General features: G+C 54.2%; 14 protein-coding genes and 1 pseudogene. 10 read left to right on the top strand and 5 right to left on the bottom strand.

Annotated features, from left to right (window positions below; genetic code table 11):
- The first annotated feature begins 108 nt into the window (after positions 1–108).
- Both holC and ABGA49_RS10435 read left to right on the top strand, forming a co-directional pair.
- Positions 109–552: a DNA polymerase III subunit chi gene (gene holC / locus ABGA49_RS10430; protein ID WP_061498170.1), complete on the top strand. Its 444-nt coding sequence runs from the start codon at positions 109–111 to the stop codon at positions 550–552.
- A complete protein-coding gene (locus ABGA49_RS10435; RefSeq protein ID WP_347665523.1) occupies positions 552–3407 on the top strand; it encodes a valine--tRNA ligase in 2856 nt (951 codons plus the stop codon). Before holC ends, ABGA49_RS10435 begins: the two co-directional genes overlap by 1 nt.
- Positions 3408–3501: 94 nt before the next feature.
- Here ABGA49_RS10435 and ABGA49_RS10440 read toward each other — a convergent pair whose 3' ends face one another.
- Entirely contained in the window at positions 3502–4704 is a 1203-nt protein-coding gene (locus ABGA49_RS10440) for a DUF898 family protein (RefSeq protein ID WP_347665524.1), read from the bottom strand.
- A gap of 191 nt (positions 4705–4895) precedes the next feature.
- Here ABGA49_RS10440 and ABGA49_RS10445 point away from each other — a divergent pair, with 191 nt between their 5' ends.
- The gene (locus ABGA49_RS10445) at positions 4896–5399 is read left to right on the top strand and encodes a GNAT family N-acetyltransferase (RefSeq protein WP_061498183.1); all 504 of its coding nucleotides are present in this window, start codon (positions 4896–4898) and stop codon (positions 5397–5399) included.
- 15 nt (positions 5400–5414) lie between these two features.
- Here the strand turns inward: ABGA49_RS10445 and miaE are convergent, their stop codons facing one another.
- Both miaE and rraB read right to left on the bottom strand, forming a co-directional pair.
- Complete coding sequence (miaE, locus tag ABGA49_RS10450) at positions 5415–6173, bottom strand: tRNA isopentenyl-2-thiomethyl-A-37 hydroxylase MiaE (protein WP_347665525.1); 759 nt, start codon at positions 6171–6173, stop codon at positions 5415–5417.
- Positions 6174–6217: 44 nt separating this feature from the next.
- A complete protein-coding gene (rraB, locus tag ABGA49_RS10455; protein ID WP_061498191.1) occupies positions 6218–6643 on the bottom strand; it encodes a ribonuclease E inhibitor RraB in 426 nt (141 codons plus the stop codon).
- Positions 6644–6805: 162 nt separating this feature from the next.
- Here rraB and argF (ABGA49_RS10460) point away from each other — a divergent pair, with 162 nt between their 5' ends.
- The gene (argF, locus tag ABGA49_RS10460; protein WP_347665526.1) at positions 6806–7810 is read left to right on the top strand and encodes an ornithine carbamoyltransferase; all 1005 of its coding nucleotides are present in this window, start codon (positions 6806–6808) and stop codon (positions 7808–7810) included.
- 43 nt (positions 7811–7853) lie between these two features.
- Here the strand turns inward: argF (ABGA49_RS10460) and ABGA49_RS10465 are convergent, their stop codons facing one another.
- A complete protein-coding gene (locus tag ABGA49_RS10465) occupies positions 7854–8306 on the bottom strand; it encodes a YhcH/YjgK/YiaL family protein (RefSeq protein WP_061498197.1) in 453 nt (150 codons plus the stop codon).
- A 677-nt stretch (positions 8307–8983) separates the two neighbouring features.
- Here ABGA49_RS10465 and arcA point away from each other — a divergent pair.
- The 5 genes from arcA (at position 8984) to ABGA49_RS10490 (ending at position 14738) form a co-directional block, all read left to right on the top strand.
- Entirely contained in the window at positions 8984–10204 is a 1221-nt protein-coding gene (gene arcA, locus ABGA49_RS10470) for an arginine deiminase (protein ID WP_061498200.1), read from the top strand.
- 10 nt (positions 10205–10214) lie between these two features.
- Positions 10215–11126: a carbamate kinase gene (arcC, locus tag ABGA49_RS10475; protein WP_061498203.1), complete on the top strand. Its 912-nt coding sequence runs from the start codon at positions 10215–10217 to the stop codon at positions 11124–11126.
- A 571-nt stretch (positions 11127–11697) separates the two neighbouring features.
- Positions 11698–12702 carry an ornithine carbamoyltransferase gene (gene argF, locus ABGA49_RS10480; RefSeq protein WP_061498209.1) on the top strand — a complete coding sequence of 335 codons (1005 nt, stop codon included), beginning with the start codon at positions 11698–11700 and terminating at the stop codon, positions 12700–12702.
- A 47-nt stretch (positions 12703–12749) separates the two neighbouring features.
- Positions 12750–14153 carry a YfcC family protein gene (locus ABGA49_RS10485; RefSeq protein WP_088237293.1) on the top strand — a complete coding sequence of 468 codons (1404 nt, stop codon included), beginning with the start codon at positions 12750–12752 and terminating at the stop codon, positions 14151–14153.
- Between the two features lie 75 nt (positions 14154–14228).
- Positions 14229–14738 carry an arginine repressor gene (locus ABGA49_RS10490; RefSeq protein WP_061498215.1) on the top strand — a complete coding sequence of 170 codons (510 nt, stop codon included), beginning with the start codon at positions 14229–14231 and terminating at the stop codon, positions 14736–14738.
- Here ABGA49_RS10490 and ABGA49_RS10495 read toward each other — a convergent pair.
- Positions 14712–14828: a hypothetical protein gene (locus tag ABGA49_RS10495; protein ID WP_088237430.1), complete on the bottom strand. Its 117-nt coding sequence runs from the start codon at positions 14826–14828 to the stop codon at positions 14712–14714. The genes ABGA49_RS10490 and ABGA49_RS10495 overlap by 27 nt on opposite strands.
- Between ABGA49_RS10495 and pyrL the strand changes: the two are divergent.
- Positions 14808–14911: pseudogene (gene pyrL / locus ABGA49_RS10500) on the top strand (pyr operon leader peptide). The gene ABGA49_RS10495 and the pseudogene pyrL overlap by 21 nt on opposite strands.
- Positions 14912–14940 lie beyond the last annotated feature (29 nt).

Consider the following 14940-nt stretch of genomic DNA (forward strand, 5'->3'; position numbering starts at 1 on the left):
CTAACCCTCTCCCCAAAGGGGCGAGGGAATCACCGCTCCCTCTCTCTTAAGGAGAGGGCCGGGGTGAGGGTATGAGATTTAAATCCACCACAAGAAACCCCATATATTATGAAGACTGCAACGTTCTATCTTCTGGACAACGACAACACCGTTGATGGCTTAAACGCCGTGGAACAACTGGTGTGTGAGATTGCCGCAGAACGTTGGCGCAATGGCAAACGCGTGTTGATCGCCTGTGCCGATGAGCAACAGGCTATCCGGCTGGATGAAGCCCTGTGGGCGCGCCCGCCGGAAAGCTTCGTGCCGCACAACCTGTCGGGCGAAGGTCCGCGCGGTGGTGCACCGGTTGAGCTGGCCTGGCCGCAAAAGCGCAGCAGCAGCCCACGCGATGTACTGATCAGCCTGAGGGTGGAATTTGCAGATTTTGCCACCGCTTTCACAGAAGTGATAGACTTCGTCCCTTACGAAGACTCTCTGAAACAACTGGCGCGCGAACGCTATAAAGCTTACCGCGTGGCCGGTTTCAACCTGAACACGGCAACCTGGAAATAATGGAAAAGACATACAACCCCAAAGATATCGAACAGCCGCTGTACGAGCAGTGGGAAAAGCAGGGCTATTTCAAACCCAACGGTGATGAAAGCCAGGAAAGCTTCTGCATCATGATCCCGCCGCCGAACGTCACCGGCAGTTTGCATATGGGCCACGCCTTCCAGCAAACCATTATGGATACCATGATCCGTTACCAGCGCATGCAGGGCAAAAACACCCTGTGGCAGGCGGGGACTGACCATGCCGGTATCGCCACCCAGATGGTGGTTGAACGTAAAATTGCCGCGGAAGAAGGGAAAACCCGCCACGACTACGGCCGCGACGCCTTTATCGACAAGATCTGGCAGTGGAAAGCCGAATCTGGCGGTACCATTACTCGCCAGATGCGCCGTCTCGGTAACTCTGTGGACTGGGATCGCGAACGTTTCACCATGGATGAAGGCCTCTCCAATGCAGTGAAAGAGGTGTTCGTCCGCCTGTATAAAGAAGATCTGATCTACCGTGGCAAACGCCTGGTGAACTGGGATCCGAAACTGCGCACGGCGATCTCCGATCTGGAAGTGGAAAACCGCGAGTCGAAAGGCTCCATGTGGCATATCCGTTACCCGCTGGCCGATGGCGCGAAAACCGCCGACGGTAAAGATTACCTGGTGGTCGCCACCACCCGTCCGGAAACGCTGCTCGGCGATACCGGCGTAGCGGTAAACCCGGAAGATCCGCGTTATAAAGATCTGATCGGCAAATTTGTGGTGCTCCCGCTGGTGAACCGCCGTATTCCGATCGTTGGCGATGAACACGCCGACATGGAAAAAGGCACCGGCTGCGTGAAAATCACCCCGGCGCACGACTTTAACGACTACGAAGTTGGTCGTCGTCACAAGCTGCCGATGATCAATATCCTGACCTTTGACGGCGATATCCGTGAAAGCGCGCAGGTGTACGACACCAACGGCAACGAATCCGACGTTTACCCGGCAGACATCCCGGCGGAGTTCCAGAAACTGGAGCGTTTTGCCGCGCGTAAAGCGGTGGTCGCCGCGGTAGACGCGCTCGGTCTGCTGGAAGAGATTAAACCGCACGATCTGACCGTACCGTACGGCGATCGCGGCGGCGTGGTTATTGAACCGATGCTGACCGATCAGTGGTACGTGCGTGCCGACGTACTGGCGAAACCGGCGGTAGAAGCGGTGGAAAACGGCGATATCCAGTTTGTGCCGAAGCAGTACGAGAATATGTACTTCTCCTGGATGCGCGACATTCAGGACTGGTGTATCTCCCGCCAGTTGTGGTGGGGCCACCGTATTCCGGCCTGGTACGACAACGAGGGCAACGTCTTCGTCGGCCGCAGCGAAGAGGAAGTGCGTCAGGAAAACAACCTGTCCGCCGATGTCGCCCTGCGCCAGGACGAAGACGTGCTGGACACCTGGTTCTCCTCCGCGCTGTGGACTTTCTCCACCCTCGGCTGGCCGGAAAACACCGACGCACTGCGTCAGTTCCACCCGACCAGCGTGATGGTCAGCGGCTTCGACATTATCTTCTTCTGGATCGCGCGCATGATCATGATGACCATGCACTTTATCAAAGACGAAGATGGCAAACCGCAGGTCCCGTTTAAGACCGTCTATATGACCGGTCTGATTCGTGATGACGAAGGCCAGAAGATGTCCAAATCCAAGGGTAACGTGATTGACCCGCTGGATATGGTAGACGGGATTTCGCTGGCGGATCTGCTGGAAAAACGCACCGGCAACATGATGCAGCCGCAGCTGGCGGAAAAAATCCGTAAACGCACCGAGAAACAGTTCCCGGACGGCATTGAGCCGCACGGTACCGACGCCCTGCGCTTTACCCTGGCGGCGTTGGCCTCTACCGGCCGCGACATCAACTGGGATATGAAGCGCCTGGAGGGTTATCGTAACTTCTGTAACAAGCTGTGGAATGCCAGCCGCTTTGTGCTGATGAACACCGAAGATCAGGATTGCGGCTTCAACGGCGGCGAAAAAGTACTCTCGCTGGCGGATCGCTGGATCCTCGCCGAGTTCAACCAGACCATCAAGGCTTATCGCGACGCGCTGGATAACTTCCGCTTTGATATTGCGGCAGGCATCCTGTACGAGTTCACCTGGAACCAGTTCTGCGACTGGTATCTGGAGCTGACCAAGCCGGTCATGAACGGTGGCTCTGAAGCGGAATTGCGCGGCACCCGTAATACGCTGGTCACCGTGCTGGAAGGTCTTCTGCGTCTTGCGCACCCGATCATTCCGTTTATCACCGAGACCATCTGGCAGCGTGTGAAAGTGCTGAAAGGCATCACCGCCGAGACCATCATGCTGCAACCGTTCCCGGCATATGACGCCTCTCAGGTAGATGAGAACGCGCTGGCGGACACCGAATGGCTGAAGCAGGCGATCATTGCCGTGCGTAACATCCGTGCGGAAATGAACATCTCTCCGGGTAAACCGCTGGAGCTGTTGCTGCGTAGCGCAAGCGAAGATGCAAAACGTCGTGTAAACGATAACCAGAGCTTCCTGCAAACGCTGGCGCGCCTGGATAGCATTACGATCCTGTCTGCTGACGAGAAAGGCCCGGTTTCGGTCACCAAGATTGTTGACGGCGCAGAGTTGCTGATCCCGATGGCGGGGCTTATCGACAAAGACGCCGAACTGGCGCGTCTGGCGAAAGAAGTCGCTAAAGTGGATCAGGAAATTGGGCGTATCGAAAGCAAACTCGGTAACGAAGGCTTTGTCGCGCGCGCACCGGAAGCGGTGATTGCGAAAGAGCGTGAGAAGCTGAAAGGTTATGCGGAAGCGAAAGCGAAGCTGATTGAACAGCAGGCCGTTATCGCCGCGCTGTAATCACGTTGCATAAAAAAAGCCGGGCTCTGATGCCCGGCTTTTTTATTGGCTGGCCGGATAAAACATTGAGCGTCATCCGGCAAAAGCGGTCAGATTAAAAGACTACCGGATAGAAAGACAAACCACGCGCCAGCAGATTCGCTGGATCTTTTGCCGGTTGCACGTCGTGTTTTTCCAACGGCAGCGCTTCCAGATCACCGTGTACGTGCGTATTTTCCAGTAAATAGCGGGTAAAGCGCACTTTCGCCCACGGCCACGCCAGGAACAGCGTCACGCAGCACACCAGCAGGTTGGTCACGGAAATCACGAACACGCGCCCGATGGTCACCGTAGAAGAAAAACGAATATCCCCTTCCAGCGACAGTTGGCTGTAGAGGTAATTACGCAGCTTCACAAAGGCGAAAATATAGCAAACCACCGCACCGACAATATACAGCAGATAGCTGAACAGTAATTTTCCGTAGAACGGTCCCATCAGCAGTGCTAACTGTTCCGGGTCATCGCCAGCCGCATAGGCATACTGCGTCATCATAAAGAACGCCGGAATAATGATATACAATACAACGGCGATAAACGGCACAAACAACAGCATCGACAATACAATAATCGTGATGCATTTTTTCGCGGAAAATTCACCGGCGAATTTCAGTTTGCCGTATTGCAGATTATTAACCAGCATGCCAAACCATTGTGCAGTATATACACCCTGCATAATGGCGATCCCCAGCATTAATACCAGCGTACCGATACCAATCATAGTGAAAATAGCGCCGTACGAACCGCTACTGACAGCAGAAGAGGCAAAAAGGGAGAAGATCACCACTGAAGCGATAATAATCAGCAATGGGCATCCCATCATCACCCACCAGGCGCGCAGTGGGCTGGCGTAGAAATTGAAGCGTACACCGTTAATTTCCGTCATCAGCAGTTGATAGCGCAGCCCCTGAGTAATCAGCCACGGGAAGAAAATCAGGAATAAGCCAATCATGCACAGTTGCAGGCCAACATTCTGGTGCACCACGTTTATCAGGAAAATCACATACAGCACCAACAGACAGAGCCAGCCAACAAAAATCGAACGCCCGGTGGCATGATAAGAAAAACGCGCACCGCCAAGTTCAGTATTCTCGTAGAAATAACGGCGTGCACGCACTAATGCCCAGGGTAAATATAACCCTGCGGTTATCAGGGTAAGAAGAATATTCACCAGCCATACCGCAAAATAGCCTTTGCCACTGCCCTGAAAGAGAAAATGGCGAACGGGAGCCGTTACGGAACCATGAGTTTCGGAAGTCATAACAATCCTTATCGTAAAAAAACAAGACAAACAGAGTCAACCATAACAATATTGCGGTTGAGTTAAGTCCATTCTTAAGTCTAAATAGTTTAAAGTCGAAATAATAGCGACCAATATTCCTGGTCTTGCCAGAACGCCGTTGTGGTGGTATTAAGCAGGATCACGTCATAACCCCAAAACAGAGTGCAGAAATGAATGTGACCGCTCCGGTAGAGGTGAAAATGCGCCGGATTGCTGCTACAGATAACGCAGCAATCGCATCGGTGATCCGCCAGGTTTCGGCGGAGTATGGCCTCACCGCCGATAAAGGCTACACCGTCGCCGACCCCGAACTGGACGAGCTTTATCAGCTCTACAGTCGCCCGGGTTGTGCATATTGGGTAGTGGAACAAAACGGCGACGTCGTCGGCGGTGGCGGCGTTGCGCCGCTAAAATGCAGTGAACCGGATATCTGCGAACTGCAAAAAATGTATTTCCTGCCCAGGGCTCGCGGCCAGGGTCTGGCGAAAAAGCTGGCGCAAATGGCGCTCGACCACGCCCGCGCGCAGGGTTTTACCCGCTGTTATCTGGAAACCACCGCTTTCCTTACCGATGCCATTGGTCTGTATGAGCACCTGGGCTTTGAGCACATTGACGGGCCGCTGGGCTGCACCGGCCATGTAGACTGTGAAGTGCGCATGCTAAAAGCGCTGTAATATTACAGCGCGTTTTTACGCCGGCACGCCGCTGTGAAAACGAAACTCCGTATCCGGCGTTGAGATCAGCGCCGCTTCCACCTCGCCAAAATGGCGAACGCGCGGCGTGATATCCACGGGTGATACCTGCTGTGCCAGTGTCAGATAATCCTGGTAGTGGCGCGCCTCGGAGCGCAGCAGCGACAGATAGAACTTCTGTAAATCTTCTTCCAGCCATGGCGCCAGCGCAGCAAACCGCTCGCAGGAACGTGCTTCGATATAGGCACCGCAGATTAACTTATCAATCAGCGTCAGCGGCTCATGTGTGCGGACCTCTTTCAGCATCCCTTTGGCATAACGGCTGGCGGTGATTTTGACATAGGGGATGTTGCGCGCCAGCATCGCTTCCCTCACCTGCCAGAAATGGTGCAGTTCCTCTTTAATCAACAACACCATGCTATTAATCAGCGCCTGCCCCCAGCTATCGTCCGTTTGCGGCATTGCGCTTTTGCCAATCTGCTTATGCAGCGCAACAAAATCCGGCTCCGGTCCTTCACGAAAGGTGAATTCTTCATAGGGTTTGAGCCACGCCAGCAGCGCATCAGAACCGCGTTTATCCGCTACGTATTTGCGCACCAGCAGCATTGCGGTTTGCGCCGCTTTCAGCTCACAGACCATATGATCGGTCAGCAGGAGCGGCAACATCACCGGGTCGCGGGCTTTCTCTATCCAGGATGGTGGGGTCGGGCAGTGGAGAAAATCGCGAACCGGGGAGAGTATTTGCGGGTAATCCATAGCTGTTCCTTGCTTGCGGCAGCTGGCGCTGCCGCAACGGTCACTCAGTGACGTACACCGTCATCGTCTTCGTCGATGTAGTCTTCATCTTCATCATCGTCACCCTCTTCGCCGTTCGGATCTTCGTAGTAGGTGCCCCAGCCGTCGTATTCAACCTCAAATTTTTCCGCCAGGTTCAGCAGTTGCTCAACCTGCGCGTCAATCAGATCGGCATTCAGCGCGCTTTCACTCAGCACGTCGCAGCAGATCACTACATCGCCTTCTTCCAGCTCCAGCTCTTCCGGCTCGGTCACTTCGTAACCCAGTTTGAAGGCTTCCACAGCGACCTTTTCCAGCGTTTCGAAATCATCTGCCGACAGGTGATGCTCAATGGTGTACAGCGCGTCAGGATCGCTACCATCTTCCAGCAATTCTTCAATAATCAAACGCGTCTCTTCGCGCTGTTCTTCCAGGTGTTCCGGGTTCGCCATGGCTCGTTCCTCATAATGTGGCAGATACACTTATTGTCACACACCGCCGCCAATGCCTCCACTCTCTGCCGAAAAGATTTCTCCTTCGGGGTTGCAAATGAATATTCATCCATATAAATTGAATTTTAATTCAATAAGTGGCCTTAGCCATGTGAGGAAATTATGTCTACGTTTTATCAGAAACATTTCTTGAAGTTGCTCGACTTTACATCCGCTGAAATCCATTCCCTGCTGCAGCTCGCCTCGCAACTGAAGGCCGACAAGAAAAAAGGCCACGAAGTCCAGAAGCTTACCGGCAAAAACATCGCGCTCATCTTCGAAAAAGACTCTACCCGCACACGATGCTCTTTCGAAGTTGCCGCATTTGACCAGGGCGCTCGCGTCACTTACCTCGGCTCCAGCGGCAGCCAAATCGGGCATAAAGAATCAATTAAAGACACCGCGCGCGTGCTCGGCCGGATGTACGACGGGATCCAGTATCGCGGCTACGGTCAGGAGATTGTAGAAACGCTGGCGCAATACGCAGGTGTACCGGTGTGGAACGGTTTAACCGACGAATTCCACCCCACACAATTGCTGGCGGACCTGCTGACCATGCATGAGCATCTGCCGGGCAAAGCTTTTAGCCAGATGACGCTGGTGTATGCAGGTGATGCGCGCAACAACATGGGCAACTCGATGCTGGAAGCTGCCGCGTTGATGGGCCTCGATCTGCGTCTGGTTGCGCCGAAAGCCTGCTGGCCAAACGCCAGCCTGGTGACGGAATGCCGTGCGCTGGCGGTGAAAAACGGCGGAAACATTACGCTGACGGAAGATATTGCCGCAGGCGTAAAAGATGCTGATTTCATCTATACCGATGTCTGGTTGTCGATGGGTGAAGCCAAAGAGAAGTGGGCCGAACGTATCGCTCTGTTGCGCCCGTATCAGGTTAACAGCAAAATGCTGTCGCTGACCGGCAACCCACAGGTGAAATTCCTGCACTGCCTGCCTGCATTCCATGACGATCAGACCACGCTTGGCAAAAAAATGGCGGAAGAGTTTGGTTTACACGGCGGAATGGAAGTGACTGACGAGGTGTTTGAATCTCCGGCGAGCATTGTGTTTGATCAGGCGGAAAACCGCATGCACACCATCAAAGCGGTGATGGTAGCGACACTGAGTCAATAACGCGATACAGCCCGGTCAGCACTGTGCGACCGGGCGCCTTTTCTTATTCCACCCGCAGTTTAACCACCACTTTACGCACCGGTGCCGGGGCATTTACCGCGCACAGCGGCTTATGCACTTCGCCAGGGTAGAACACCACAAAATCCCCTTCGTTCAGCACTACCGTCTTCTCCTGCACGCCTTCCGGTAAAAAGGCGATGTCTTTATCCGCCAGCCAGTCGGTATCCGGCGCGCCCGCAGGTTGCGTACTGAAGGTCATGCCTTCCTGGCCTTTGAGAACGATCTGAATATCCAGATAACGTGCGTGATACTCCGCACGACGCTCGGCAAAAGGCTGAGTCATATCTTCCGATACCAGGTAAAACAGGCGACTGCCGTCGATCTCATGTTTGCCGATCGGCGTGGCATCGGTGACATGCTGCTTAATCAGTTCAATAGCCTGGCGCAACGTTTCCGGCAGCCAGGCTTGTACATTGTGAATATTGCCAACGATCATGATTACATCCTCGATATAAAACAGCGTTTCATTTCACATGGTTATACGAGAATTCCCACTGCCATACCACCCTTTTTTGCAGGAGATTTGCGACAGCGCATAGTTATCGGAACGGGTGTTAAACGGCTGTTAAGGCGCTGACGGCATTTATGCAGAGATCATGCATAAAGCCAGCGAGAGACGTTATCCGGCAGGCGCTGTGTGACTGATTAAGCATGGTTTATTAAAAAAAAGGGGGGAGCTTCACACTTTATTCCTCCCACTCTGCGCGCCTGAATTCACGCATTATTTTTAAATTGAATCGCCTCAGGAAATATTTCCCTCTTTTTTATGCATACCCATTCGGAATTGAAAAGTAAAAGCATTGAATTCAATGCGTTACAAAAAAGAGAAAATCAATCATTCCACACAAATCTATAACAACCATGAATAATTACAGCCATTAACGCGTAGACATTCACCCTGATAATAAGGCTGATTAACAGTTCTCTGATGCGAATCATGCATTTGAACACTCTCCAGACAATATCAATTTCGACGTGAACCAGCTCACATTTTTAATTCCACCGACACCTACTATGAGCCATGAAAATTAATTGAGCTTATCGCACCATGAAATTAAATCGCGTTCATGGCACGCCCCTTTTTATTCTTAAAAAACCGTTAAAGGAATAATTATGGAAAAGCATTACGTCGGTTCTGAAATTGGTCAATTGCGTAGCGTTATGCTGCACCGCCCAAATTTAAGTCTGAAACGCTTAACCCCTTCAAATTGTCAGGAGTTGTTATTTGATGATGTGTTATCGGTTGAACGTGCGGGCGCGGAGCATGATGTGTTCGCAAACACGCTGCGTGAACAGGGTGTGGAAGTCCTGCTGTTGACCGACCTTTTGACTCAAACACTTGATATTGCAGAAGCAAAAGCCTGGTTGCTGGAGATGCAAATCTCCGATTACCGCCTCGGGCCCACCTTTGCCAGCGATGTGCGAGGCTGGCTGGCGGATATGCCGCACCGCGAACTGGCGCGCCGGTTGAGCGGTGGACTCACCTACGGTGAAATCCCGGCATTTATTAAAAATATGGTTGTGGATACCCATACAGCCAATGATTTTATTATGAAGCCGTTACCCAACCACTTATTTACCCGCGACACATCGTGCTGGATTTATAACGGTGTTTCGATTAATCCGATGGCTAAACCAGCCCGCCAGCGTGAGACCAATAATCTGCGAGCAATATATCGCTGGCACCCGGCCTTTGCCGACGGGGAATTTATTAAATACTTCGGCGACGAGAATATTAATTATGATCACGCCACCCTCGAAGGCGGCGACGTATTAGTGATTGGCCGCGGTGCGGTATTAATTGGTATGTCAGAACGCACCACTCCGCAGGGTGTCGAGTTCCTTGCCAACAGCCTGTTTAAACACCGCCAGGCAGAGCGCGTGATCGCCGTGGAATTGCCGAAACACCGCTCCTGCATGCACCTCGATACCGTGATGACGCACATTGATGTCGACACCTTCTCTGTCTATCCCGAAGTCGTCCGCAAAGACGCCCAGTGTTGGACGCTGACGCCGGACGGGCGCGGCGGGCTGCAACGAACCCAGGAAGAGGATCTGTTGCATGCCATTGAAAAAGCGCTCGGCATTGATCAGGTGCGCCTCATCACCACCGGTGGCGACGCCTTTGAAGCCGAACGCGAGCAATGGAACGACGCCAATAACGTGCTGACCCTGCGTCCCGGCGTCGTGGTGGGTTACGAACGCAACACCTGGACCAACGAAAAATATGACAAGGCCGGTATCACTGTGCTGCCGATCCCCGGTGATGAACTGGGACGCGGACGCGGCGGTGCACGCTGCATGAGCTGTCCGCTGGAACGAGATGGCATTTAAAGGAGCCAACATGAAAAGGAAACCCACACTGGTTGTCGCTCTTGGCGGCAATGCCCTGCTCAAACGCGGCGAACCGCTGGAAGCCGATATCCAGCGCCAGAATATCGATCTGGCTGCGCGTACCATTGCCGCGCTCACGGAACAGTGGAACGTGGTGCTGGTCCACGGCAACGGGCCGCAGGTCGGCCTGCTGGCGTTGCAGAACAGCGCCTACGACAAAGTGACTCCCTACCCACTCGACATCCTCGGCGCGGAAAGTCAGGGGATGATCGGTTACATGCTGCAACAGGCGCTGAAAAACCGCTTACCCCAGCGCGAAGTCAGCGTCCTGCTCACGCAGGTAGAAGTGGACGCAGCCGATCCCGCGTTCCGCCATCCGACCAAGTATATCGGTCCGGTCTACAACAACGAGCAGGCTGCCGCCCTGCAACAGGAAAAAGGCTGGACCTTTAAGGCTGACGGCCATTACGTCCGCCGCGTTGTCCCGTCCCCGCAGCCCAAACGCATTGTTGAAAGCGACGCGATTGCCGCATTGATCCAGCGCGAACATCTGGTGATTTGCAATGGCGGCGGCGGTGTACCGGTAGTGGAAAACGCCAACGGCTATCACGGCGTTGAAGCCGTCATCGATAAAGATCTCTCTGCCGCCCTGCTGGCCCGCCAGATAGAAGCCGATGCCCTGCTGATCCTCACCGATGCAGACGCCGTTTACCTCGACTGGGGTAAACCGACCCAGCGGCCATTGGCACAGATATCGCCGGAAGTCCTGCAAGGGCTGTCGTTTGACGCGGGTTCTATGGGGCCGAAAGTCGCCGCCTGCAGCCAGTTTGTTGAAGCCTGTAACGGCATTGCCGGGATCGGCGCGCTGGCAGATGGGTTGTCCATCCTCAGTGGAGACAAGGGCACGCTGATTCGTCACTGATTTTTCCCCTCACCCCGACCCTCTCCCCTGAGGGGAGAGGGGGAAAACAGAGCTAGTCTCACCTCGCCAAAAGGAAGGGGAAAACAGGGCTCGCCTCACCTCCCTATGGAGAAGAGGAAACAGGACCGGTCCCCCTCCCTCCGGGGAGAAGGGGAAAACAGAGCTCGCCTTACCTCCCTATGGAGAAGAGGAAACGGGACCGGTCCCCTCTCCCTCCGGGGAGAAGGGGAAAACAGAGATCGCCTTACCTCCCTATGGAGAAGAGGAAACGGGACCGGTCCCCTCTCCCTCCGGGGAGAAGGGGAAAACAGAACTCGCCTCACCTCCCTATGGAGAAGAGGAAACGGGACCAGTCCCCCTCCCTCCGGAGAGAAGGGGAAAACAGAGTTCTCCTTACCTCCCTATGGAGAAGAGGAAACGGGACCAGTCCCCCTCCCTCCGGGGAGAAGGGGAAAACAGAGTTCTCCTTACCTCCCTATGGAGAAGAGGAAACGGAACCAGTCCCCTCTCCCCTCAGGGGAGAGGGTTAGGGTGAGGGGCTACAACGCTTTCATTTAAAAAGGATTACCCAATGACTATCAACCTGAAAAACCGCAATTTTCTCAAACTGCTGGACTACACCCCGGCGGAAATCCAGTACCTGATCGATCTGGCAATCACCCTGAAAGCCGACAAAAAAGCCGGGCGCGAGAAGAAAACGCTGGTGGGTAAAAACATCGCACTGATTTTTGAAAAAACCTCCACCCGCACCCGCTGCGCATTTGAAGTCGGCGCGTTCGACCAGGGGGCGCAGGTAACATACCTCGGGCCAAGCGGTTCGCAAATTGGTCACAAAGAGTCGATGAAAGACACCGCGCGCGTGCTGGGCCGTATGTATGACGGTATCGAATACCGTGGTTATGGGCAGGATATCGTCGAGGAGCTGGGCCAGTACGCTGGCGTGCCGGTCTGGAACGGGCTGACCAACGAGTTTCACCCCACGCAGATCCTCGCGGATTTAATGACCATGCTGGAGCATGCGCCAGGGAAAACCCTGCCGGACCTGAGCTTTGCCTATCTGGGTGATGCACGCAATAACATGGGCAACTCATTGATGGTGGGTGCAGCGAAAATGGGGATGGATATCCGTCTGGTCGCACCAAAATCATTCTGGCCGGAAGAAACACTGGTTGCCCGCTGTCGCGACATTGCTAAACAAACCGGAGCACGCATCACGCTCACCGATGATGTAGACGAAGGTGTACACGGTGTCGATTTCCTCTACACAGACGTGTGGGTATCAATGGGCGAGCCGAAAGAAGCCTGGTCAGAACGCGTCAGCCTGATGAAACCCTATCAGGTTAACGCTGCGGTCGTGAAAGCCACGGGCAACCCGCATGTCAAATTCATGCACTGTCTGCCCGCCTTCCATAACGAGCACACCAAAGTCGGTAGCGAAATCGAGATGGCCTATGGCCTGAAAGGATTGGAAGTCACGGAAGAGGTCTTCGAATCCGCCAACTCTATCGTCTTTGACGAAGCAGAAAACCGGATGCACACCATTAAGGCGGTTATGGTGGCGACACTCGGCGACTAACGACTCCCCCGGCGTGCCGAGGGTGCGCCGGGGTAACGGAGAACATCATGGGCAAGTTCAAATTTCCTTCCGCTTACACCATTCTCTTTTTCCTGATCGCCGTGGTTGCCGCCCTGAGCTGGGTGATCCCCGCCGGTCAATACCAAATGACACTCAATCCGGCTCTGGGCAAAGAGGTGCCGATAGCCGGTACCTATGCCCACGTCGCCTCCCACCCGCAGGGGCTTATTTCGGTGATTATGGCCCCTATCAGCGGCCTGTACGATCCGGTGAGCGGCCAGGCGGGTGCTATTGATGTGGCGCTGTTTATTCTGATCATCGGTGGCTTTCTTGGCATCGTCACCAAAACCGGCGCGATCGACGCGGGTATTGAACGCGTCACTACGCGACTACGCGGGCGAGAAGAGTGGATGATCCCGATCCTGATGGCGCTGTTTGCCGCGGGCGGCACCATTTATGGCATGGCGGAAGAGTCCCTGCCGTTCTACACCTTGCTGGTGCCGGTAATGCTGGCCGCCGGGTTCGATCCACTGGTCGCCGCATCAACGATCCTGCTCGGCGCGGGGATCGGTACGCTCGGTTCCACCATCAACCCTTTCGCCACGGTGATCGCCGCCAACGCCGCCGGGATCCCCTTTACCCACGGAATGATGCTGCGCGCGGTGATTCTGGTCGTGGGCTGGATGATTTGCGTGGCGTGGGTGATGCATTACGCCCGCAAAGTGCGAGCCAATCCGGCGCTCTCGATTCTCGCAGATAAGCAGCAGGAGGATCGCGCGTATTTTCTCGGCAATAAATCGGCGGAAACGCTGGCGTTTACCCCGGTGCGCAAAGTGATCCTGCTTATCTTCGTGGTGGCCTTTGCGGTCATGATTTATGGCGTGTCGGTGCGTGGTTGGTGGATGGCGGAAATCTCCGCGGTGTTTCTCGCCAGTGCCATTATCATCGGGCTTATCGCCAGAATGAGCGAAGAGGAACTGACGTCTACCTTTATCAACGGCGCACGGGATCTGCTGGGTGTCGCACTGATTATCGGCATCGCGCGCGGTATTGTGGTGATCATGGATAAGGGGATGATTACCCACACTATTTTACACAGTGCCGAGGGTATGGTCAGTGGGTTATCCACCATCGCGTTTATCAACGTGATGTACTGGCTGGAAGTGGTGCTGTCGTTCCTTGTGCCTTCTTCATCCGGGCTGGCGGTTCTGACGATGCCGATCATGGCGCCTCTCGCTGATTTCGCTAACGTCAACCGCGACCTGGTGGTGACGGCCTATCAATCCGCATCCGGCATCGTCAACCTGGTCACGCCCACCTCCGCGGTGGTGATGGGCGGTCTGGCGATTGCGCATGTTCCATATGTGCGTTACCTGAAATGGGTGGCGCCGCTGCTGGCGATCCTGACTGTTCTGATCATGGCGGCGTTGAGCCTTGGAGCCCTGCTGTAAGGGTGAATGAATGCCGGATAACGCGTCGCTTATCCGGCTTACGGCAGGTTTGGCAACATCAATGGGAAAAATAACATGAACGAATATGGAGATTATTCTGCGAAAGAGCAGCTACAGCTGGAGGTATGCCAGCGTCTGATTAGCGAGAAAAGCTACCTTTCCCAGGAGGAAATTCGCCGTGACCTTCAGTATCACGGCTTTGACAGTATCAGCCAGTCTACCGTTTCCCGCCTGCTGAAGTTGCTCGGCGTCATCAAAATTCGCAACGCCAAAGGACAAAAAATTTATTCGGTAAATCCGCAATCGCGCCCCGCGCCCGACGCCGCCCGTTCCATTTCGGAAATGGTGGTCAGCGTGGAGCATAACAGCGAATTTATCCTTATCCACACCGCTGCCGGGTACGGCCGCGCGGTGGCGCGTATTCTGGATTATCACCAGTTATCCGGGGTGCTTGGCGTGGTGGCGGGAAGCAGTATTGTCTGGGTGGCTCCGCGTGAGGTCGCACGCACTGCGCTGGTGCATAAACAGATTAAATACCTGCTTAAATCGCATGATTATTCATATAGAACCGTTTGCCATGGGTAAAATGTGCATCAATCGCTTGATTCGCAAAAACAGCTGCGTATAATCCGGGACAATTTGCCGGGAGGAAGTATGGTCCAGTGTGTACGACAGACTGTCTTACCGCGTCTGAAAAAGGGCGCAGGCCTGCCGTTTTCCTTTCCCGTTGCTTATCCTATTCACAGCCCCTCTATTGAGGGGCTTTTTTTTGCGCAGTCGTCAGGAG

Origin of the sequence: Kosakonia sp. WA-90 (assembly GCF_039871955.1) — a bacterium.
Lineage (GTDB): Bacteria > Pseudomonadota > Gammaproteobacteria > Enterobacterales > Enterobacteriaceae > Kosakonia > Kosakonia oryzendophytica.